The 20,676-nt window shown below is 62.7% G+C and carries 20 protein-coding genes; 16 read left to right on the top strand and 4 right to left on the bottom strand.

What is annotated here, in order from left to right; genetic code table 11:
- Positions 1-3 precede the first annotated feature (3 nt).
- Positions 4-990, bottom strand: a complete 987-nt coding sequence (locus tag ACK41V_RS04825; protein WP_409778588.1) for an alpha/beta fold hydrolase — start codon at positions 988-990, stop codon at positions 4-6.
- 118 nt (positions 991-1,108) lie between these two features.
- Here ACK41V_RS04825 and ACK41V_RS04820 point away from each other — a divergent pair, with 118 nt between their 5' ends.
- Positions 1,109-1,846: a helix-turn-helix domain-containing protein gene (locus ACK41V_RS04820; protein WP_409778585.1), complete on the top strand. Its 738-nt coding sequence runs from the start codon at positions 1,109-1,111 to the stop codon at positions 1,844-1,846.
- Between the two features lie 51 nt (positions 1,847-1,897).
- Here ACK41V_RS04820 and ACK41V_RS04815 read toward each other — a convergent pair whose 3' ends face one another.
- From ACK41V_RS04815 to ACK41V_RS04805, 3 genes are all read right to left on the bottom strand, one after another.
- Positions 1,898-3,433 carry an NAD(P)H-hydrate dehydratase gene (locus ACK41V_RS04815; RefSeq protein WP_409778582.1) on the bottom strand — a complete coding sequence of 512 codons (1,536 nt, stop codon included), beginning with the start codon at positions 3,431-3,433 and terminating at the stop codon, positions 1,898-1,900.
- 86 nt (positions 3,434-3,519) lie between these two features.
- Positions 3,520-4,752, bottom strand: coding sequence for an FAD-dependent oxidoreductase (locus ACK41V_RS04810; RefSeq protein WP_409778580.1), 1,233 nt, complete (start codon positions 4,750-4,752; stop codon positions 3,520-3,522).
- 49 nt (positions 4,753-4,801) lie between these two features.
- Positions 4,802-6,145, bottom strand: a complete 1,344-nt coding sequence (locus ACK41V_RS04805; protein WP_409778577.1) for an amidase — start codon at positions 6,143-6,145, stop codon at positions 4,802-4,804.
- 210 nt (positions 6,146-6,355) lie between these two features.
- Here ACK41V_RS04805 and rpsB point away from each other — a divergent pair, with 210 nt between their 5' ends.
- The 15 genes from rpsB to rnhB all read left to right on the top strand — a co-directional run bounded on the left by rpsB (position 6,356) and on the right by rnhB (position 20,671).
- Positions 6,356-7,108: a 30S ribosomal protein S2 gene (rpsB, locus tag ACK41V_RS04800; protein WP_409778574.1), complete on the top strand. Its 753-nt coding sequence runs from the start codon at positions 6,356-6,358 to the stop codon at positions 7,106-7,108.
- Positions 7,109-7,214: 106 nt separating this feature from the next.
- On the top strand, positions 7,215-8,144 hold the full coding sequence (tsf, locus tag ACK41V_RS04795) for a translation elongation factor Ts (RefSeq protein WP_409778571.1): 930 nt from the start codon (positions 7,215-7,217) through the stop codon (positions 8,142-8,144).
- 56 nt (positions 8,145-8,200) lie between these two features.
- Complete coding sequence (pyrH, locus tag ACK41V_RS04790) at positions 8,201-8,923, top strand: UMP kinase (protein ID WP_007852283.1); 723 nt, start codon at positions 8,201-8,203, stop codon at positions 8,921-8,923.
- Between the two features lie 50 nt (positions 8,924-8,973).
- Complete coding sequence (frr, locus tag ACK41V_RS04785) at positions 8,974-9,534, top strand: ribosome recycling factor (protein ID WP_409778568.1); 561 nt, start codon at positions 8,974-8,976, stop codon at positions 9,532-9,534.
- 23 nt (positions 9,535-9,557) lie between these two features.
- Positions 9,558-10,289 (top strand): polyprenyl diphosphate synthase, encoded by a 732-nt coding sequence (gene uppS / locus ACK41V_RS04780; protein ID WP_409778565.1) that lies wholly within the window; start codon positions 9,558-9,560, stop codon positions 10,287-10,289.
- A gap of 27 nt (positions 10,290-10,316) precedes the next feature.
- The gene (locus tag ACK41V_RS04775) at positions 10,317-11,171 is read left to right on the top strand and encodes a phosphatidate cytidylyltransferase (protein ID WP_409778563.1); all 855 of its coding nucleotides are present in this window, start codon (positions 10,317-10,319) and stop codon (positions 11,169-11,171) included.
- On the top strand, positions 11,171-12,349 hold the full coding sequence (ispC, locus tag ACK41V_RS04770; protein WP_409778561.1) for a 1-deoxy-D-xylulose-5-phosphate reductoisomerase: 1,179 nt from the start codon (positions 11,171-11,173) through the stop codon (positions 12,347-12,349). Before ACK41V_RS04775 ends, ispC begins: the two co-directional genes overlap by 1 nt.
- Before the next feature lie 42 nt (positions 12,350-12,391).
- Complete coding sequence (gene rseP, locus ACK41V_RS04765; protein WP_409778559.1) at positions 12,392-13,756, top strand: RIP metalloprotease RseP; 1,365 nt, start codon at positions 12,392-12,394, stop codon at positions 13,754-13,756.
- A 45-nt stretch (positions 13,757-13,801) separates the two neighbouring features.
- Complete coding sequence (gene bamA / locus ACK41V_RS04760) at positions 13,802-16,099, top strand: outer membrane protein assembly factor BamA (RefSeq protein ID WP_409778556.1); 2,298 nt, start codon at positions 13,802-13,804, stop codon at positions 16,097-16,099.
- Positions 16,099-16,620 carry an OmpH family outer membrane protein gene (locus tag ACK41V_RS04755; protein WP_409778553.1) on the top strand — a complete coding sequence of 174 codons (522 nt, stop codon included), beginning with the start codon at positions 16,099-16,101 and terminating at the stop codon, positions 16,618-16,620. Before bamA ends, ACK41V_RS04755 begins: the two co-directional genes overlap by 1 nt.
- A gap of 24 nt (positions 16,621-16,644) precedes the next feature.
- Positions 16,645-17,625 (top strand): UDP-3-O-(3-hydroxymyristoyl)glucosamine N-acyltransferase, encoded by a 981-nt coding sequence (gene lpxD, locus ACK41V_RS04750; RefSeq protein WP_409778550.1) that lies wholly within the window; start codon positions 16,645-16,647, stop codon positions 17,623-17,625.
- A gap of 16 nt (positions 17,626-17,641) precedes the next feature.
- The gene (gene fabZ, locus ACK41V_RS04745) at positions 17,642-18,097 is read left to right on the top strand and encodes a 3-hydroxyacyl-ACP dehydratase FabZ (RefSeq protein ID WP_409778547.1); all 456 of its coding nucleotides are present in this window, start codon (positions 17,642-17,644) and stop codon (positions 18,095-18,097) included.
- 12 nt (positions 18,098-18,109) lie between these two features.
- Positions 18,110-18,898 (top strand): acyl-ACP--UDP-N-acetylglucosamine O-acyltransferase, encoded by a 789-nt coding sequence (lpxA, locus tag ACK41V_RS04740; RefSeq protein WP_409778544.1) that lies wholly within the window; start codon positions 18,110-18,112, stop codon positions 18,896-18,898.
- A gap of 11 nt (positions 18,899-18,909) precedes the next feature.
- A complete protein-coding gene (lpxB, locus tag ACK41V_RS04735; RefSeq protein WP_409778542.1) occupies positions 18,910-20,073 on the top strand; it encodes a lipid-A-disaccharide synthase in 1,164 nt (387 codons plus the stop codon).
- Positions 20,039-20,671 carry a ribonuclease HII gene (gene rnhB, locus ACK41V_RS04730; protein ID WP_409778539.1) on the top strand — a complete coding sequence of 211 codons (633 nt, stop codon included), beginning with the start codon at positions 20,039-20,041 and terminating at the stop codon, positions 20,669-20,671. The genes lpxB and rnhB overlap by 35 nt, the downstream gene beginning before the upstream one ends.
- Positions 20,672-20,676: the final 5 nt, after the last annotated feature.

Raw genomic sequence — 20,676 nt, 5'->3', positions numbered from 1 at the left:
TTGTTATTTTTGTGTCGGGATGCCCGTACCCGGTTTGAGCGCGCCCAGAAACTTCGCATACCGGTCTGCGGTATCGCCGGGCGCCTCCATCATCGGCAGGTGCCCGATGCCGGGCAGCATTTCGACATGGGCTTGAGGCAGCACCCGCTGCAACCTCTGCGTGCCCGACAAGTCAAAAACCCGGTCGCCCGTGCCCCACAGCGCCAGCGTTGAGTGTTGCTGCAGGTTTGATAGGTGTTCATCCAGCAGGTAGCGATCCTTGAGCTGCGCATCCCATAGCCGGGTGTTGGAGGCCGCATTGCGCAGCGCCTCCTGCTCGGTCGCAAACAGGATGGGGTAGGGCAGGAAGGGGCGCTTTTCAAAGACCAAGGTCATCATGGCGTCAAAAGCAGTGGCGTCGTGTGCCACCAGCGGGCGCTGGCCGGCGTCGATGAGCCGGTCCATGGTGCTGTGCTGTGGTGACCGGATACCGTGGGGGGCGCCGATGAAAGCCACGCTGGCCACGCGCTCGGGGTGCTCTGCGGCGTACAGCGCGGCGATGGTGCCGCCCATTGAGTTGCCCGCCAGGTGCGCGCGTTGAATGCCCATCGTGTCTAAAAACGCGCCCAGGCGAGTGACGTGCGCTGCATAGTCATACGGCAGGTTTTCGTGCCGCGCGCTCTCGCCAAAACCGGGCAGGTCTGGGGCAATTACCCGGTAGGTGTCAGTCAGCGGGCGCGCAAAATCGACCCAGTGGTCCTTCTCCGCAAAAATGCCGTGCAGCAGAACCACCGGTGTGCCGTCGCCGCCAGGGTCCGCCGGTGACTCGGGGGGGCCGCTGTCCAGATAGTGGATCTGGTGCAGGGCGGCGTCTATGGTCTTTTCTTCGAGGCCCGAGAGGCTGCGATTGAGCGCCAGCAGAGGTTCTTTGAAGAGCGACGGTGCGCCGTAGTAAAGCACGGCGGTGGCGATTGCGAGGACTGCGGCAGTGGCAAGGACGATGCGTTTCAAGAACGGGTCTCCGTGTTTTTGGGGGGATTGGATGAGCGCCTCCGGATGCGGTGGGTTGCGATGCAGGGGCCGACCAAGGCTATCGAAAACGGTTGAAAAAAACTTGTATGTTTGGGCTATGCCATCACGCAACACCTTGACCCTGGGCGCTGACCGCGCGCTGTATGTGGGCGACTTGCCCACCACGGGCTGGCACTGCCACGCGGCTCCGGTGTTGCTGATGGGCTTGTCGGGCCGGTTCGCATTGCATTGGGGATCGGGGCGAGTGGATACCTGCCACAGTGCGCTGGTGGACGCAGGGGTCCACCACCTTCTGGACCCGTGCGGGGAGCAAGTGGCCTTGATGTACCTGGAGCCTGATTCCCGCGAGGCCCGCAGTCTGCGAGGCTTGTTGGTGCAGCAAGGGGGCGTCGTGCTGGATGTGGCCGTTCCCGTGCGGGCGCGCAGCGCCATGGATGCCCGTTTGCGCAGCTTTGATTTGCAGGCACTTCTGCATCTCCCTTGCAGCGATGGGAGCCCGCTCGACCCGCGCGTGGCGCACAGCCTGCGGGCCCTGCGCAGCCCGCAGGACGCGAGGCTGGCGCGCGGTGGGTTGGCGTCGGGGGTTCAGTTGTCGCCGTCGCGTTTTAACCACCTGTTTCGCGCGGAGATGGGGGTGAGCTTGCGCAGCTACCGCGTGTGGTCTCAGGTGCGCCTGGCCCTGGCGGGGTTGGCAGTGAGCCCACGCTTGACCGACGCCGCACTGCATGGCGATTTTTCTGACTCGGCGCATTTCAGCCGCATGTTCCGCCAGACGTTTGGGATGACACCCTCGAGTGTGCTCAAGCCCTTGAAAGAGGTTGTGGTGATCGACTGAGGTGGGAGGGGCTGTGCGCGGCAGACCATGGGAGGTTTGCGGCGACGGCCTTCAGCGATGCACCCACCGCGCCAGCTCGCTGGCGGTGAGGGCCTTGTCGGCTGGCCAGCCATCGGCCGCCAAACCATGGGCATACACCGCTTCACTGGCCGCGCGAAAGGCGCCCGCCCCCGCGGCCATGTGCGCGCCCACCATGCCTGCCAAGACATCGCCCGTGCCTGCGGTGGCCAGCCGCGCGTTGCCCGTGGGATTGATGGCGGGGACACGGTCGGGCGCGGCGATGACCGTGCCAGACCCTTTGAGCACTGCCACACAGTTGAACTGCGCGGCGAGCTGCTGGGCAGCGCCCAGCCGGTCGGCTTGTACCTCGGCGGTCGTCAGGCCCAGCAAGCGCGCGGCTTCCAGGGGGTGGGGGGTCAGCACGGTGGGTAGCCCGTGCTGTCCGCGCGCCACCACCAGCGCGTGCATGGCGGCATTGGGTGCGATGGCGTTGAGGGCGTCGGCGTCCAGCACCAGTTGGGCGGACCTGGTGATCACATCGGCCAGCACGCGGCCAACCGCCTGGCCACCGCCGCAGCCGCAGACTACGGTGAGGTCCTCCAGCGCCAAGGCGTCGAATCGGCGCAGCATCAGTTCAGGCTGCTGGAGGTCGACTTGCAGATGCCCGTGGTCCAGCAGGGCGACCAGCACCCGGCCTGCGCCGCTGTGCAAGGCGGCAGATGCGGCCAGCAACGCCGCACCGCCCATGCCCATGCCGCGGTCTGCCAGGCCTTCGCCACCCACCACGGCCACATCCCCATAGCTGCCTTTGTGGCTGGCGTGGGCGCGGGTGGAGGGTAGTGCGGCGCCCGTCAACCAGGCGTTGGGCGGTTCGTGCCCGGGCGCCACTCCCAGGTCGTCAAACCACACCTGGCCCGCAGCGTCGCGGCCCGCGGCGGTGAAGAGCCCGGATTTGAGGCTGAGCAGGCTGAGCGTGTGCCGTACCGGTGCTGAACCGTGGTGGTGGGCGCGTGGCGTGTCGGGTGCCAGGCCCGCAGCAAATTGACCGGTGTCGGCGTCCAGCCCACTGGGCAGGTCGATGGCCAAGACGGTGGCGGGGCTGTGCTGCAGGGCATCCAGGCATACACGCAGCCGATCGTCGGACGGGCGGGAGATTGGGGTCGCCAAGGGGTTGGCCGATGAGAGGCCGATGCCCAGCAGCGCGTCAATGCACAAGTCTGCGGGCGTCATGTCGTCAGGGGCGGCATCGGCCCATTGCACGCCCGCAGCCTGCGCGCGTTGCCAGGATGCTTTTGCGTCAGGGGGTGTTCCGTCGGGGTGGCCCAGCCAGGTCACCACCACCTGGCGGCCGGTGCGCTGCAGGTGCATGGCCGCTTCCAGGCCGTCACCACCGTTGTTGCCTGGGCCACAGGCAATCCACACAGTGCGCGCATGCGGCGCAAGCGCCTGGGCCAGTTGCGCTACGGCCAGACCTGCGCGCTGCATCAGCGTGTGCGGGGGCAGGGCGGCTGCTGCCGCATGCTCCATGCGGCGCGTGGCCGCGGTGTTGAACAGGGCGTGGGGCTGGTGGGGGGTAATGCGGTGCATGGCGGCGTGGGTGCGGCAAAGCGCAGGACTCTTGCCATTGTGCGCCGCACCCGGCGGTGAAGGCTGCCAAATCGGGGGATGGGCGGTCAGAACCGCCGCATGCCCAGCCCGTCCAGCGACACCGCGGGCTCGCGTTGGGCCATCAGGTCTGCCACGACCCGCGCGCTGCCGCAGGCCAGCGCCCAGCCGCCCGCGCCGTGGCCGGTGTTGAGCCACACGCCGGGCACGCCGCTGGCGCCGATGACGGGGGCCCCGTCGGGCAGCATGGTGCGGGCGCCGCGCCAGATCTGCAGGTTGGACGACAGCTGCGCGCCGCCCGGGAACCAGTCGTTCAGCGTGCGGTACAGGCGTTGCAGGGTGGGGGTGTGGTGTTCTGCATCGGCACCCGCCAGTTCTGCGCCGCCTGCAATGCGCACGCGCTGACCGAGGCGAGTGATGCTGATTTGCTGGGCCATGTCCACCACGCTGGCGCGCGGTGCGTGGGTGGATTCACGCAGCGGGGCGCTGACCGAATACCCATAAACCGCCGTCATCGACAGGTGCACGCCCATCGCGGGCATCAGCGCGGCCGAGGCCATGCCCGCGCACAGCACCACGGCATCAAAGCGGCGCAGGTCCGGCTCGCCTTGCACGGCCAAGCCGGTGGGGTTGCTGCTGATGCGGTCCACGCGGGTGTTGAAAACAAAATGCACCCCCGAGCCCTGCGTGCCTTGGCGCAGCAACTGCGCAAACAGGCGGCAGTTGCCCGCGCTGGCATTGGGCAGGTGGATGGCGCCTGCCAACGGGGCTTCGGGCGACAGGCCGGGTTCAATTTTGTGCGCAGCGGCCGCGTCGATCTCGCTCACGGCCACGCCGCAGTCGCGCAGCACCTGCAGGGCGGGTTGCAGCGCCGCACGTTCTTGCTCGGTGCGCAAAAGCACCAGTCGGCCTTCGCTGGTTTCAAAGTCCAACTCGTGCTGGCTGGCAATGGTTTGGGCGCGGGCCTGGCTATATTGCGCCAGGCGCTCCAGCGCGGCGGCGGGCGCACTGTTGGCGGCGGACGCCGCACGCCAGCGCCACACCCAGGCCAGATGCGCTTTGCTCAAACCGCCTGCCAGTCGCAAGGTGGCGTGTGGCCCCAGCAGCCGCAGCGCGTGGCCGAATCCGGGCACAGCCCAGGGGCTGAGCAGCAACGGTGCCAGCAAACCTGCCGTGGCAAAGCTGGCCTCCTCGGCTGCGGCGCTGCGCTGGTCAAAGACGGTGACCTCGTGGCCGTCGCTGGCCAGCTCATACGCAGTGGTGACGCCGACGATACCGGCGCCCACGATGGCAATCTTCATGAATTGGAGTGTTTTTGGCCTCTAGCGCTTATCCAATAAGCGCTAGTAGCTATTGTTTTTGTAGTATTTGTTCGATCTGCAGGCTGACATTGAGCACGGTGTCATCCCGGAGGGCCCCGTGCCAGACCATCAGCCCGACCGGGAGTTCCCCTTGGACGTGGCACGGCAGCGACAGCGCGCAACCGTCCAGCAGGTTGACCACGCTGGTGTTGCGCAGCAGCAGGTTGTTGACGCGAAAGAACTCGGCATCACGCTCCGCACCGGGCGCCACGTCTGCAATGGGGGGCGACACGATGGGTACGGTGGGCGACAGCAGCGCGTCATAGCCTGACATTTGGTCGAGCATGCGGGCGATCCAGTTTTGGCGCGCCTGCAGCAGGTCGATGTATTCCCAGGCCATCAGGGTGGCGCCTTTTTCAATGCGGGTGCGCACCCGCGGGTCGTAGCGGTCGCCCGCGCGCTGCAGCAGGTCGCGGTGCCACGCGTAGCTTTCGGGGGCGGCAAACCCGTAAGCGGGTTGTTCACGCACGGCGGGCAGGTCGATGGTGTCGATGGCGGCGCCTGCCTGGCGCAGGGTGGCCAGGGTGCGCTCGAACGCACGGGCCACGGTGGCATCCATTCCGTCCAGGAAGACCGCCGAAGGCACGGCCAGCCGGTATTGCGACAGGGGTGCGGGGCTGCGTGTCACACGCCGTGCTGCCAGCACCTCGTGCACCACGATGGCATCGCGCACGCTGCGGGTCATGGCGCAGGCGGTGTCGAGGGTGGTCGACAGCGGAATGGCGCCCGTCGTGGGCACGAGCCGGGCCGTGTTTTTGAAACCCACAATGCCGTTGAGCGCCGCCGGGATGCGGATGGACCCGCCGGTGTCCGACCCGAGTCCGATGAATGCCGCCCCTGTGGCGACAGACACCCCGGCGCCGGATGAGGAGCCGCCTGGCACGCGGGGCGAATGTGGGGCGCCGGGCAGGGCACCAAAACGCGCGTCCCATGCCGCGGGTGTCCCAAAGTGCGGGTTCACGCCCACGCCCGAGAACGCGAACTCCACCATGTTGGTCCGGCCAATGAGGATGGCGCCTGCTGCGCGCAGCCGGGCGACGGCAGGGCAGTCTTCGGCGGCAGGGGGCGCGTCAGCCAGCGCGGTGGATCCGGCCGGAGTGGCTTGCCCGGCGATATTGAACAAATCCTTGACGGACACCGCCAACCCGCCGAGCGGCAGGTCGACCAAGCCAGGCTGCACCGCCGTGGTGCGTGCCGAGTCAAACATCGCGCGGACAAAGCTGTGGGCGTTGGCGGGTGCCTGGGCGGCTTCAATGCAGCGCCCCAGCTCGGCGGGCACGGTGGTGGCGCCATGGCGCAGGCGGTCGCGGGTGGCTAAGAGGTCTGGGAGCATGGGCTGTGCTAGAATCTTTGGGTTTTGCTGGGTGCTGTGGCGCATGTATCACATGCAAGCAGCCAACCGGTGTTGCCCGATGTTATCGGTGCATTGCCGCAAAGCAAAACAAATCGCAAACCAGCCCTGTCAAGGTGTTGCGTCTCTCGTGTCAAACACGGGGCGCAAATATTGGGGCTGGATTTTAGACCCAACCTTTGGAGTATTTTTATGTCCGTTACCATGCGCGAAATGCTGGAAGCCGGTGTCCACTTTGGTCACCAAACCCGCTTCTGGAACCCCAAGATGGCCCCCTACATCTTCGGCCATCGCAACAAGATTCACATCATCAACCTGGAAAAGTCGCTGCCACTGTTCCAGGAAGCCCAAAAGTTCGCCAAGCAACTGGCTGCCAACCGCGGCACGATCCTGATGGTCGGCACAAAGCGCCAAGCCCGCGAAATCCTGTCCACCGAAGCCCTGCGCGCTGGCGTGCCTTTTGTGGACCAGCGTTGGTTGGGCGGCATGCTGACCAACTTCAAGACGGTCAAGACTTCGATCAAGCGTCTGAAGGAAATGAAGGCCCAGCAAGAAGCTGGTCTTGAAAGCCTGAGCAAGAAGGAGCAACTGACCTTCTCCCGCGAAATCGCAAAGCTGGAAAAAGACATCGGTGGCATCCAGGACATGGCTGCTCTGCCTGACGCCATCTTCATCATCGACGTGGGTTTCCACAAGATTGCCGTGGCCGAAGCCAAGAAGCTGGGCATTCCGCTGATCGGCGTGGTTGACACCAACCACTCGCCTGAAGGCATCGACTACGTGATCCCCGGTAACGACGACTCCGCCAAGGCCGTGACGCTGTACGCCCGCGGTATTGCTGACGCGATCATCGAAGGCCGTGCCAACGCTGTGAACGAAGTCGTGAAGGCAGCCACTGCTGAAAGCACCGACGAATTCGTAGAAGTGCAAGAAGCCGCCGCCTGATCACCCGGCTGCGCGATCCGTCGCGAACAAAAGCGGGGCCCCTGGTGAGCCCCCTTTTTTTTAGCCCGAATCTGAATTGACCGAACTGAACACTGAAGGAATAAAGATGGCTGCAATTACCGCAAGCATGGTTGCCGAACTGCGTGGCAAGACCGACGCTCCCATGATGGAATGCAAGAAGGCCCTGACCGAAGCCGATGGCGACATGGCCAAAGCCGAAGAGCTGCTGCGCGTCAAGCTGGGCACCAAGGCTGGCAAGGCCGCTTCGCGCATCACCGCCGAAGGCGTGGTCGCCAGCTTCATCGACGGCACCACCGGTGGCCTGATCGAAGTGAACAGCGAAACCGACTTCGTGAGCAAGAACGACAGCTTCCTGGCCCTGGCCAAGGCCGCTGCCGAACTGGTGGCCAAGCACAACCCTGCTGACGTGGCTGCCCTGGGCGCGCTGGCCTATAGCCAAGACAGCTTCGGCCCCACGCTGGAAGATGTGCGCAAGGGCCTGATCGGCAAGATCGGCGAGAACATGTCGTTCCGCCGCTTCAAGCACTTTGCGGGCGCTACCAAGCTGGCTTCTTACCTGCACGGCACACGCATCGGCGTGGTCGTTGAGTTTGAAGGCGACGAAGTGGCTGCCAAGGACGTGGCCATGCACATCGCTGCCATGAAGCCCGTGGCCCTGACCAGCGCTGACGTGCCTGCCGACCTGATCGAAAAAGAGCGCTCGGTAGCCGCAGCCAAGGCCGCCGAAGATGCTGCCGTGGCCGTGGCCGCAGGCAAGCCCGTGCAGTCCGACGAAATCGTTGCCAAGCGCATCGAAGGCGGCGTGCAGAAGTACCTCAAGGAAGTTTCGCTGTTCAACCAGGTCTTCGTGAAGGCTGCGGACGGCAAGCAGACCGTTGAGCAAATGCTCAAGGCCACCAACACCACCGTCAAGGGCTTCACCCTGTACGTGGTCGGTGAAGGCATCGAGAAGAAGGTTGACGACTTCGCTGCCGAAGTGGCTGCCCAAGTGGCTGCTGCCAAGGCTGCTGCCTGATCTTTCAGGTAACAACCCCCCCCCAAGTCCCCCATCCACCACCGGAGAAATTTCCCATGTCCAACGCTGCACCAGCCCACAAGCGCATCTTGCTCAAGCTGTCTGGTGAGGCGCTGATGGGGGATGACGCCTTCGGTATCAACCGCGCCACCATCGTTCGCATGGTGGAGGAGATCGCCGAGGTCACCCGCCTGGGTGTCCAGGTGGCGGTGGTGATTGGTGGTGGCAATATTTTCCGTGGTGTGGCGGGCGGCTCGGTCGGTATGGACCGGGCCACTGCCGACTACATGGGCATGCTGGCCACCGTGATGAATGCACTGGCCCTGGCCGATGCCATGGACAAGCAGGGCCTGATCGCCCGCGTGATGTCCGCCATTGCCATCGAGCAGGTGGTCGAGCCCTATGTGCGCCCCAAGGCGCTGCAGTATCTCGAAGAAGGCAAGGTGGTGGTGTTTGCGGCCGGTACGGGCAACCCTTTCTTCACGACCGACACGGCTGCGGCCCTGCGCGGTGCCGAGATCGGCGCTGAACTGGTGCTCAAGGCCACCAAAGTAGACGGCGTTTATACTGCCGACCCCCAGAAGGATCCCACGGCGACGCGCTACACGAAGCTCAGCTTCGATGAGGCCATGTCCCGCAATCTGGGCATCATGGATGCGACTGCCTTCGCCCTGTGCCGTGACCAGAAGCTGCCGGTGCGGGTGTTCTCCATCATCAAACACGGTGCTCTCAAGCGCGTGGTGATGGGTGAAGACGAAGGTACGCTGGTTTACGCTTGACGACGATGGTTGAGGCCTGCACCGATGCGGGCCAGCCCTGAGGAGAAAACATGACGATTGCCGACATCAAGAAAAACATCGAAACCAAGATGGACCAGTCCATCTCTGCGTTCAAGAGCAACCTCCAGAAGATTCGCACGGGCCGCGCCAATCCCGCCTTGCTCGATACGGTGCAGGTGGACTACTACGGCTCGATGGTTCCGCTGAGCCAGGTGGCCAACGTTGCACTGATCGATTCGCGCACCATCAGCGTGCAGCCTTGGGAAAAGGGCATGGGCGCCAAGATTGAAAAGGCCATCCGCGAAAGCGACCTGGGCCTGAACCCGGCTTCCATGGGCGACCTGATCCGCGTGCCTATGCCGCCCATGAGCGAAGAGCGCCGCAAGGAAATGACCAAGCTGGCCCGCAACGAAGGCGAGAGCGCCAAGATCGCCGTGCGCAACCTGCGCCGCGATGCCAACGAGTCCGTCAAGAAGCTCGTCAAGGACAAGCTGGCGTCCGAGGATGACCAGAAACGCGCCGAAACCGAAGTGCAGAAGGCCACCGACAAACACATCGGCGAGATCGATGCGCTCGTGGCGGCCAAAGAGCAGGAAATCATGGCGGTTTAAGCCCCACGGGCTTGAACGTTCACATGTCTGACTCTCCGGTGGTGCCACACCACATTGCCATCGTCATGGATGGCAACGGCCGCTGGGCCACGCGCCGTTTTTTGCCGCGTCTGGCGGGCCACAAGCAAGGGGTTGATTCACTGCGCCGCTGCGCACGCGCCTGCGTGCAGCGCGGCGTTGCCGTGTTGACCGTCTTTGCGTTTTCCTCCGAAAACTGGAACCGTCCTGCCGATGAGGTGTCCGGCCTCATGGAGTTGCTCGCCATGGCGTTGGCGCGCGAAGTGCCACAACTCAAAAAGGACGGTGTTCGTCTTTATTTTGTGGGCGAACGCACAGGCCTGTCGCCCAAGGTGCGTGACGGTCTGGCGCAGGCCGAAGCTGCCACGGCAGACAACACGCGCCTGGTGCTCAATGTGTGCTTCAACTACGGTGGTCGTTGGGACATCGCTCAGGCGGCGGCTTCACTGGCGGCACGTGGCGAGCCAATTACCGAGGCCAGTCTGCACGGCGCAATGGGCATGGCCCATGTGCCTGACCCCGACCTGGTGGTTCGCACCGGGGGCGAAATGCGCATCAGCAACTTTCTGCTGTGGCAGGCCGCATACTCCGAGTTCTTTTTCAGCGACCGGTTGTGGCCGGATTTCGACGAGTCGGCGCTGGACGAGGCGATTGCCGCCTTCAGCCGTCGCGAGCGCCGTTTTGGCAAAACCTCCGAACAAATCCTGTCCGCGCATCCCCATCCGATGCCGGGTTGAGAACCTGAACAGGTTCTGAAAGGCCTCATGCTTAAACAGCGCGTCATTACCGCCCTTGTCCTGCTGGCCATCTTGCTGCCCGCGCTTTTTTACCCGTCGACCGAACCTTTCATGCTGGTGGTTTTGGTGCTGATGGCCGCCGGGGCGTGGGAATGGGGTCGTTTGAGCGGTTTTGGTCAGGCTGGCTCTGTGGCGGTCGGGGTCGCGTGTGTGGCTTTGTGTGCCGGGTCATGGGCGCTCGGATGGGTGGACCGTCCATTGACAGCGCTCTGGGTGTTGGGTGGCGGACTCTGGGTGTTGTCCACCGCCTGGTTGCTGCGCGCCGGAGTGCCTGGCTGGGCGCGTATCCCTGCTGGCGTGCGCCTGGTCGCCGGAGTGCTGGCGCTGTGGCTGGCTTGGCTGGCGGTGGTGCAAGCCCGCAGTATCGGAATCAATTTTCTCTTGTCTGTGCTGCTGCTGGTGTGGGTGGCGGACATCTTTGCCTATTTTGCAGGCCGCGCTTTGGGTCTGCGCTTCACCAAGGGCAAGCTGGCCCCTTCCATCAGTCCCGGCAAGAGTTGGGAAGGCGTGTGGGGCGGGCTCGCAGGTGTGGTGGTGATGGCATCTGTGTGGGTGGCTGCCGATGCGCACTGGCAGGCGACGGTGCCAAGCTTCTATACCCGCATGGCGCAACCGGGTTGGTGGTTGCTGGTGATCGCCGCGCTGTTCATGGTTGCCATGAGCGTGTCGGGCGACCTGGTGGAGTCGCTGATCAAGCGCAGCGCGGGGGTCAAGGACAGCAGTGGGCTGTTGCCAGGCCATGGCGGTGTGCTGGATCGGGTGGACGCGCTGTTGCCGACGCTGCCCTTGGCGATGATGCTGACGAGTCTGACGGCGCAATGATGAAACAACGAATTACGGTTCTGGGGTCTACGGGCTCCATTGGTACCAGCACGCTGGATGTGGTGGCCCGCCATCCTGAGCGCTTTGAGGTGTTTGCGCTCAGCGCTGCCACCCAGGTGGACCTGATGCTGGCGCAGTGCGCTCAGTTTCGCCCTCGGTATGCGGTGATGGCCAGTGCACCCCACGCACGGCTTCTGGCTGAAAAATTAGAGTCAAATAGCCTTCCAACGCTTGTCCTGCAAGCGCAAGATGCTCTTGAAATAATAGCGTCCCACGCGGATGTGGATGCGGTGATGGCGGCCATTGTGGGCGCTGCGGGCCTGTCGCCCTGTCTGGCAGCGGCGCGCGCGGGCAAGCGGCTTTTGCTGGCGAACAAAGAGGCGTTGGTCGTGGGGGGCTGGTTGTTCATGCAAACAGTGCGCGACGGCGGGGCGACGCTTTTGCCCATCGACAGTGAACACTCCGCCATCTTTCAATGCCTGCCCGAAGACCCCGCCACCTGGCCCGAGCGGGTGGATAGCATCTTGTTGACGGCGTCTGGTGGCCCGTTTCGCCAGCGCGACCCCGCCACACTGGCCGACATCACTCCAGCGCAAGCCTGCGCGCACCCCAACTTTTCGATGGGGCGCAAGATATCCGTCGATTCCGCCACCATGATGAACAAGGCGCTTGAAGTGATCGAGGCGCGCTGGTTGTTTGACCTGCACCCCGATCAGATCAAGGTGGTCATCCATCCGCAGCAAATCATCCATTCGATGGTGCAGTTCAAGGATGCCTCGATCCTGGCGCAGCTCGGTACGCCCGACATGCGCGTGCCCATTGCCTGTGGCCTGGCATGGCCTGAGCGCATAGCCAGCGGCGCCAGCACGCTGGATTTTTCAACCTTGACCGCGCTGGCCTTTGAAGATGCTGATGCGGTACGCTTTCCTGGTCTGCACTTGTCGTGGCAAGCGCTGAAGGCTGCTGAGGGGACCACGGCGGTTCTGAACGCAGCCAACGAGGTGGCGGTGGGGGCCTTTTTGCTGGGGAAACTGCGTTTTGACCATATTCATGCGGTCAACCTTGCAACTTTGGACGCCGTGTCGCCCTCTAAGCCAGATTCGCTCGAAGCCTTGCTGGACCTGGACGCCCAGGCACGAAGCGCTGCAGAGCACGCGGCAGGCCTTCTGGCTGCCTGAGCATCGCTGAATGCCCTTGTTGATCTACGGAACACTTCACCCATGCTGTTGACCCTTGTTGCCTTCATCGTGGCCCTTGGCCTTCTGATTGCCGTGCATGAGTACGGGCACTATCGGGTGGCCGTAGCCTGTGGTGTCAAGGTGCTGCGGTTCTCTGTGGGTTTTGGCAAGCCTTTGCTCACTTGGCGACCCAAGGGTTCGCCCACAGAGTTTGTGCTGGGCGCATTTCCGCTGGGCGGCTATGTACGGATGTTGGACGAGCGCGAAGCGCCTGTATCCGATGCAGAGCGCCACCTGGCTTTCAATATCCAGCCCTTGCGTTCTCGGGCTGCCATTGTGGCGGCGGGGCCTATCGCCAACCTTTTACTCGCCGTATTGTTGTATTCGCTGGTCAACTGGAATGGGGTGGAAGAGCCCAAGGCCTTGCTGGCCAGCCCCGTAGCGGGCTCTATTGCGCAAAGCGCAGGCTTGCGGGGTGGAGAGCTGGTGGAGCGCGCTGCACTCGGCTCGGACGACATGGAGACAGTCCGGTCCTTTGAAGACCTTCGCTGGCTGCTGACGCGGGGCGCGCTCGAAGGCGTGACGGTGCGGCTGGACGTGCAGCCGCAACCGGGCGCATCTCACCGTGAAATTCTTCTGGATATGTCGCGGATCGACACCCGGGAGGCCGATGCCCAGTTGTTCCGCAAGATCGGCATCTTGGGTCCATGGACACGCCCTGTTCTGGGTGAAGTGATGTCTGGCAGCGCGGCGGAGCGCGCGGGATTGCGCCAGGGAGACGTGGTTCTCAAACTGGGCAATACCGATGTAGTGGATGGACAGCAACTGCGAGAGCTGATCCGCCAGTCCGTCCGTGGGACCGAGCCATTGGTCCAACCCTGGCGCATCGAGCGTGCAGGGCAGGTGGTGACGCTGGACGTCTTGCCCGAGGCCAAGGCCGAGTTGGGTGCTACGGTGGGGCGCATCGGTGCTTATGTGGGCGCAGCGCCTGAATTTGTCACGGTGGAATACGGTGTGTTTGAGGGCGCGTGGGCGGGCGTCGTCAAAACCTGGGATGTATCGATTCTGACGCTGCGCATGATGGGGCGCATGGTCATTGGTGAGGCATCGCTCAAGAACCTGAGCGGCCCCCTGACGATTGCCGACTATGCAGGGCGTTCAGCAAGCCTCGGACTGACGCAGTACCTTGTTTTCCTTGCGTTGATCAGCGTGAGTCTGGGCGTGCTCAACCTGCTCCCGCTGCCTGTCTTGGACGGCGGGCACCTGATGTATTATCTTTGGGAGGGAGTGACGGGCAGGGGGGTGTCGGATGCATGGATGGAGCGTCTGCAGCGCGCAGGCGTTGCAGTGCTGCTTCTCATGATGTCCATAGCCCTGTTCAACGATGTCACCCGGCTCTTTGGCTAACACTTTTGCCGCGCTTGCCCTGCAACTGCGGCTTCAGCTTCACTCATGAAAAAACACATCAATCGCCTGGGCGTGCGTACCGCATCGGCCATTGCAGCCATGATTTTTGCCGCCAATGCGGCATGGGCTCTGGAGCCTTTCAAGGTGCAGGATATCCGCGTCGAGGGCCTGCAACGCGTGGAGCCCGGCACGGTGTTTGCCTCTATGCCCTTGCGTGTGGGCGACGACTACAACGACGAAAAAGGCGCTGCAGCCATTCGAGCGCTTTTCGGCCTGGGTCTTTTCAAAGACGTGCGTTTGGAGGCGAGCGGCAATGTGCTGGTGGTCGTCGTCGAAGAACGCCCGACCATCGCTGATGTAGATTTTTCGGGCGCGCGCGAGTTTGACAAGGACGCGCTCAAGAAAGCCATGCGGGACGTTGGGCTGACCGAAGGTCGCCCCTACGACAAAGCGCTGGCGGATCGCGCTGAACAAGAACTCAAGCGCCAGTACATCAACAAGAGCCTCTATGGTGCAGAAGTCGTCACAACGGTAACGCCCATTGAGCGCAACCGTGTCAATCTGACCTTTACCGTGGTGGAAGGCGACCCGGCCCGCATCAAGGAAGTGCGCCTGGTGGGCAACAAGGCTTTCAGCGAATCCACACTGAGAGGGCTGTTTGACCAGGACACGGGTGGCTGGCTCAGCTGGTACACCAAATCAGACCGCTACTCGCGCGCCAAGCTCAATGCCGATCTGGAAACCCTGCGCTCTTACTACCTGCAGCGCGGCTACCTGGAGTTTCGTGTGGACTCCACACAGGTCGCTATCTCGCCTGACAAGCAAGATATCTCCATCACCGTCAATGTGACCGAAGGCGAACGTTTTGTGGTGTCTGGCGTGAAGCTGGAAGGCAACTACCTGGACCGCGAAGACGAGTTCAAGTCACTGGTCACGATTCGCCCAGGCGAGCCCTACAACGCCGACCAGGTGACCGAGACCACCAAGGCGTTCTCGGAGTATTTTGCGCGGTTCGGATTTGCTTTTGCGCGTGTGGAAGCGGTGCCTGAGATTGACCGCGAAAACAACCGCGTCACGTTTGTGGTGCAGGCTGAGCCCGCACGCCGCGCCTACGTGCGCCGCATCAACGTCAGTGGCAACAACCGCTCGCGCGACGAGGTGATTCGCCGGGAGTTCCGCCAGTACGAAGCCTCTTGGTACGACGGCGAGAAAATTCGCATTTCTCGTGACCGGGTGGATCGGCTGGGTTTCTTCACCGAAGTCAATGTGGAGACCCAGGAGGTGCCCGGCTCGCCCGATCAGGTGGATCTGGTGATCAACGTGGCAGAGAAGCCAACGGGTTCTTTGCAACTGGGTGTGGGCTTTTCCAGCGCGGAAAAGGTAGCGCTTTCGTTCGGTATCAAGCAGGAAAATATTTTTGGCTCAGGCAATTACCTCGGGATTGATGTCAACACCAGCAAGTACCGTCGTACGCTGGTTTTCAGCACCACCAACCCGTACTTCACGCCTGAAGGTATTTCGCGCACGCTGGACGTTTACTACCGCACAGACAAGCCGTATGAAGACCAGGGCGGCAACTACGAACTGATAACCACCGGCACATCGGTGCGGTTTGGTGTGCCTTTCAGCGAAACCGATACCGTGTTTTTTGGGGGCGGGCTGGAGCAGACCAAGATCAAGCCGGGTACCAATATTCCAGCGACCTACCTCGCTTATGCCGACCAGTTTGGCTACAGCAGCACGTCAATCCCTCTGACCATTGGTTGGTCCCGCGATGACCGTGACAGTGCCCTGGCGCCCAATTCGGGGCGTTACCAGCGCCTTAATTCAGAGTGGTCGGTAGCAGGCGATGCGCGTTATGTGCGTGCCAACTACCAGTACCAGCAGTACATTCCGCTGAACAAGCGCTTTACCGTGGCCTTCAATGGGGAGTTTGGCATTGGCAAGGGGATGAATGGCCGCCCCTTCCCGGTGTTCAAGAACTTCTATTCGGGTGGTCTGGGGTCGGTGCGTGGTTTCGACCAAGGCACGTTGGGTCCGCGCGATGTGACGGGCGCCTCACTGGGCGGTCCCAAGAAAGTCACCCTCAATGCAGAGCTGATTGCTCCGTTCCCGGGTGCTGGGAACGACCGCACTCTGCGGGTCTTTACCTTCTTTGATGTGGGTAATGTGTACGGCGAGAACGACAAAGTTACTCTCAGTGACATGCGTTCTTCTGTCGGGCTGGGTTTGAGCTGGATTTCCCCGCTGGGCCCACTGCGTTTAGCGTTTGCGCAGCCAGTGCGCAAGTTCGCTGGCGATAAAATCCAAAAATTGCAATTCCAGATTGGAACGTCTTTCTAATGAAATCCTTTTCTCGCCATATTTCTTTGGCCCTGTTGCTTGGCACCCTTGCCATCGCAGCGCCCGCTCAAGCGCAAGAGTTCAGAGCCGGTTTTGTCAACACCGACCGCATCTTCCGCGAGGCCAACACGGCCAAGGCCGCGCAAGCCAAGTTGGAGCAGGAGTTTTCCCGCCGCGAAAAAGAGTTGCTCGACATGGGCAACACGCTGAAGACGGCGTCTGAAAAATTTGAGCGCGAGGCGCCCACCATGGCCGAAAGTCAGCGCACGACGCGGCAGCGCCAGTTGGTGGACCAAGACCGTGAATTCCAGCGCAAGCGCCGTGAGTTTCAAGAAGACCTGACCGCACGCAAGAACGAGGAACTCTCCCAGGTTCTGGAGCGGGCCAACAAGGTGGTGAAGCAAGTGGCCGAGGCAGAGAAGTACGACGTCATCTTGCAAGAGGCCGTTTACATCAACCCCAAGCACGACATCACCGACAAGGTGATCAAGGCGCTGAATGCCGCCGCCGGTGTCAAGTAATTCGCAGCATAAAGAGGGTAGCGCGTGAGCTTGTTACTCGGGCACATCGTGGATGCGCTCGGTGGCTCGCTCGAAGGAGGGGGGTATGACACTCCCATCTCCCGCATCGCGCCACTGGAGGTTGCTGGCCCAGGAGACCTTAGTTTTCTGAGCAACCCCCGCTACCAGCAGCAACTGGCCGCCTCCCGGGCGGCCTGTGTCATTGTGGCGCCCGCGATGCGCGACGTGGCGTTGGCACGCGGCGCGTGCATCGTGGCGGACAACCCCTACGTTTATTTTGCGCGCGCCACCCAGTTGTGGCGCGAGCGCAATGCGCCCGCAGTGTCGGTTGGCGTTCATGCCAGCGCAGTGGTGGATGCGACGGCCCAGGTGCACCCCTCCGCGACCATTGGCCCCCTTTGTGTGGTGGAGCGTGGCGCACACATTGGGGCGGGGACGGTGCTCAAATCTCGCATCACGGTGGGCGAAGATTGCCATGTCGGCGCGCGCTGCATTGTCCATTCTGGTGTGGTGATCGGGGCGGATGGCTTTGGTTTTGCACCGGAGAACGGGCAGTGGGTCAAGATCGAACAGCTGGGCGCCGTGCGCATTGGTGATGACGTCGAGATCGGCGCCAATACCTGCATCGACCGCGGGGCCCTGCAGGACACCGTGATCGAAGACGGTGTCAAGCTCGACAACCTCATCCAGATTGGTCACAACGTGCGCATTGGCAAACACTCGGCCATGGCCGGATGTGTGGGCGTGGCAGGCAGTGCAACGATTGGCGCACACTGCACAGTAGGCGGTGGCGCCATTGTGCTGGGGCATCTCGAAATGGCCGATCACGTGCACATATCGGCGGCAACGGTAGTCACCCGCTCGCTGACCAAGCCTGGGCAATACACCGGCATGTTCCCCATCGACGACAATGCGCGCTGGGAAAAAAACGCTGCGACACTCAAACAACTGCACAGCTTGCGCGAGCGCATCAAAGCGCTGGAGCAGGCTCTCAAAGCAGCATGAACGGAAGAACAACTCGATGATGGATATTCACGCAATTCTCAAGCAACTGCCCCACCGCTACCCGTTTCTGCTGGTGGACAAGGTGATTGAGCTTGAGAGCAACACCCGTATCAAGGCCATCAAGAACGTCACGTTCAACGAGCCCTATTTCATGGGCCACTTTCCGGGCCGCCCAGTCATGCCGGGCGTGCTCATCCTGGAAGCGCTGGCTCAGGCGGCAGGCCTGCTGGCATTTGACGCCATGGGCAAGGTGCCCGACGAAAACAATATCTACTACTTTGTCGGGATCGACGGCGCACGTTTCAAGCGCCCTGTGGAGCCGGGCGATCAGCTGATCCTTGCGATCACCATCGACCGCGTGCGGGGTGGCATCTGGAAGTTCAAGGGCGTTGCCAGTGTGGGCGATGAAGTGGCTTGCGAAGCTGAACTCATGTGCACCATGCGCAATGTGGGCGGTGCTGACAAGACCTAGGTCGGTTGGATCGTGAGCAATATTCATCCCACTGCCCTGGTTGCGGCTGGCGCCAGCCTGGACCCCACCGTCACCGTAGGGCCTTACACCGTGATCGGCCCCCATGTCGTGATTGGCCCCGGCACCACGGTGGGAGCGCATTGCGTGATTGATGGGCGCACCACCATTGGTGAAGACAACCGCATTTTTCAGTTCGCTTCGCTGGGTGCGGCACCTCAAGACAAGAAATACGCAGGCGAGCCCACGCGACTGCTCATCGGCAATCGCAACACCATCCGCGAGTTCTGCACCTTCAACCTGGGGACCACGCAGGACAAAGGCGTGACCACCATCGGGGACGACAACTGGATCATGGCCTACGTGCACATAGCGCACGATTGTCTGGTGGGCAACCAGACCATTCTGGCCAACAACGCCACTCTGGCAGGCCACGTTCATGTGGCAGACCAGGCCATCATCGGTGGGCTGACAGGCATTCACCAGTTTGTCAAAGTGGGTGCCCATGTGATGGCGGGGTTTGCGAGCCACATTTCGCAGGACGTGCCCCCGTTCATGATGGTGGACGGCAACCCGCTGGCTGTGCGGGGGCTCAATTTGGAGGGGCTGCGACGCCGGGGCTTTTCGCCCGCGCGCGTGGCGGGCATCAAGCAGATGCACCGGGTGTTGTACCGCCAGGGGTTGACTCTGGACGCTGCGCGCACCGCCATGGGCGAGCTGCCATCCTCCCATCCCGAAGCGGCCACCGACATTGCCTTGGTGCTGGCCTTTCTTGATGGCTCCACGCGCGGCATTGCGCGCTGAGAGGGCGGTTCATGACTGTTTCCCCCCGCGTCGCCATGGTGGCGGGCGAGACTTCGGGTGATTTGTTGGCTGGCTTACTGATCGACGGGATGCAGGCCCATTGGCCGGGGTTGACGCCCTGCGGTATTGGTGGCCCCCAGATGGCACGCCGGGGTTTTGACGCCTGGTGGCCCAGTGAAAAACTCGCTGTGCACGGCTACAGCATGGAAGTGCTGCGCCGGCTGCGCGAGTTGCTCGGCATCCGCAAGCAACTGCGAGAGCGCCTGCTCAAGGATCGCCCGGATGTTTTCATCGGGGTGGATGCACCAGATTTCAATCTGGGCCTTGAAGCAGATCTGCGTGCCGCTGGCATCAAGACGGTGCATTTCGTGTGTCCATCCATCTGGGCCTGGCGGGCGGACAGAATTGAAAAGATCCGGCGCAGTGTGGACCACGTTCTGTGCATCTTCCCGTTTGAACCAGACCTTTTGGCGCAGCATGGCATCGCCGCGACCTATGTGGGCCACCCCCTGGCTGGTGTGATTCCGATGGTGCCAGACCGCGCGGCGGCCCGGGCGCAGCTTGGGCTTCAGGAGTCGGACGAGGTGCTTGCCATTCTGCCGGGCAGCCGTTCTTCAGAGGTCGAATACATAGCGCAACCCTTCTTTAGGGCTGCAGCGCTTATTCGACAAGCGCGACCAGCTATTAAATTGGTAGTGCCCGCCGTTCCCGCGTTGCGCGACCGAATCGCGCAGATAGCCAATGCGTGTGGCTTGGGGGAGGCTGTACAGATCGTGGAGGGGCAGTCCCACGCCGTGCTTGCTGCGTGCGACGCCACGTTGATTGCCAGCGGCACTGCCACGCTGGAAGCAGCACTTTTCAAGCGCCCCATGGTCATCGGCTACCACATGCACCCCCTGAGCTGGTGGCTCATGCGCCGTAAGCAGTTGCAGCCCTGGGTGGGCTTGCCCAATATTCTCTGCCGCGATTTTGTGGTGCCAGAACTGATTCAGGACGCCGCCACGCCGCAGGCCCTGTGCGACGCAGCCCTCGCATGGTTGGACGCGCGGCACAATAATCCCCAGAAAATTGCAGCCCTGGAGCAGCGCTTTGCCGCACTGCACGAAAGCCTGCGACGCAACACTCCTCAATTGGCCGCCGATGCGATCCAGAAAATCCTCTCCCCCGCTGCCTGAGCAGGTGTGCCTGCCATGGCATCCGCCGGGCCTGATCGCCGGTGTGGACGAGGCTGGGCGGGGGCCATTGGCGGGGCCTGTAGTGGCTGCTGCCGTGATTCTGGATGACCTGAAGCCCATCGCAGGGCTGGCCGATTCCAAGAAGCTCACCCCAGCGCGCCGTGACAAGCTTTACGACGAGATCCGTGCCAAGGCGCTGTGCTGCAGCATCGCGCAGGCCAGTGTGGAGGAGATTGATCAACTCAACATCCTGCAGGCCACCCTCCTGGCGATGCGCCGTGCGGTGCTGGGCCTGCGGCTCAAGCCAGCGATGGTGCTCGTCGATGGCAACCGCTTGCCCATGCTGGATATCCCCGCAGAAGCCATCATCAAGGGCGATGCGCTGATCCCCGCCATTTCTGCAGCCTCCATTCTGGCCAAGGTGCATCGCGACCGGTGGTGCGCGCAGGTGGACGCAGAGTTTCCTGAGTATGGATTTGCCGGGCACAAGGGCTATGGCACGGCGATGCACATGGAGGCGCTGCGCGAGCATGGCGCCTGCATCCACCACCGCCGCTCCTTTGCCCCCGTTGCCCAGCGCATCTTGAGCCTTTCCTAGCAGTA

Origin of the sequence: Acidovorax sp. (assembly GCF_046291265.1) — a bacterium.
In the GTDB taxonomy this organism is placed as follows: domain Bacteria; phylum Pseudomonadota; class Gammaproteobacteria; order Burkholderiales; family Burkholderiaceae_C; genus Acidovorax.
This window is presented reverse-complemented; position numbering and strand designations above follow the sequence as displayed.

Excerpts from the sequence above, each read along its gene's own strand:
- rpsB (WP_409778574.1), top strand. The coding sequence starts at position 6,356 with ATGTCCGTTACCATGCGCGAAATGCTGGAAGCCGGTGTCCACTTTGGT.
- ACK41V_RS04775 (WP_409778563.1), top strand. The coding sequence starts at position 10,317 with ATGCTTAAACAGCGCGTCATTACCGCCCTTGTCCTGCTGGCCATCTTG.
- ispC (WP_409778561.1), top strand. The coding sequence starts at position 11,171 with ATGAAACAACGAATTACGGTTCTGGGGTCTACGGGCTCCATTGGTACC.
- rnhB (WP_409778539.1), top strand. The coding sequence starts at position 20,039 with ATGCGATCCAGAAAATCCTCTCCCCCGCTGCCTGAGCAGGTGTGCCTG.
- pyrH (WP_007852283.1), top strand. The coding sequence starts at position 8,201 with ATGTCCAACGCTGCACCAGCCCACAAGCGCATCTTGCTCAAGCTGTCT.
- frr (WP_409778568.1), top strand. The coding sequence starts at position 8,974 with ATGACGATTGCCGACATCAAGAAAAACATCGAAACCAAGATGGACCAG.
- ACK41V_RS04820 (WP_409778585.1), top strand. The coding sequence starts at position 1,109 with ATGCCATCACGCAACACCTTGACCCTGGGCGCTGACCGCGCGCTGTAT.
- uppS (WP_409778565.1), top strand. The coding sequence starts at position 9,558 with ATGTCTGACTCTCCGGTGGTGCCACACCACATTGCCATCGTCATGGAT.
- ACK41V_RS04815 (WP_409778582.1), bottom strand. The coding sequence starts at position 3,433 with ATGCACCGCATTACCCCCCACCAGCCCCACGCCCTGTTCAACACCGCG.
- ACK41V_RS04810 (WP_409778580.1), bottom strand. The coding sequence starts at position 4,752 with ATGAAGATTGCCATCGTGGGCGCCGGTATCGTCGGCGTCACCACTGCG.
- ACK41V_RS04805 (WP_409778577.1), bottom strand. The coding sequence starts at position 6,145 with ATGCTCCCAGACCTCTTAGCCACCCGCGACCGCCTGCGCCATGGCGCC.
- ACK41V_RS04755 (WP_409778553.1), top strand. The coding sequence starts at position 16,099 with ATGAAATCCTTTTCTCGCCATATTTCTTTGGCCCTGTTGCTTGGCACC.
- bamA (WP_409778556.1), top strand. The coding sequence starts at position 13,802 with ATGAAAAAACACATCAATCGCCTGGGCGTGCGTACCGCATCGGCCATT.
- rseP (WP_409778559.1), top strand. The coding sequence starts at position 12,392 with ATGCTGTTGACCCTTGTTGCCTTCATCGTGGCCCTTGGCCTTCTGATT.
- lpxB (WP_409778542.1), top strand. The coding sequence starts at position 18,910 with ATGACTGTTTCCCCCCGCGTCGCCATGGTGGCGGGCGAGACTTCGGGT.
- fabZ (WP_409778547.1), top strand. The coding sequence starts at position 17,642 with ATGATGGATATTCACGCAATTCTCAAGCAACTGCCCCACCGCTACCCG.
- tsf (WP_409778571.1), top strand. The coding sequence starts at position 7,215 with ATGGCTGCAATTACCGCAAGCATGGTTGCCGAACTGCGTGGCAAGACC.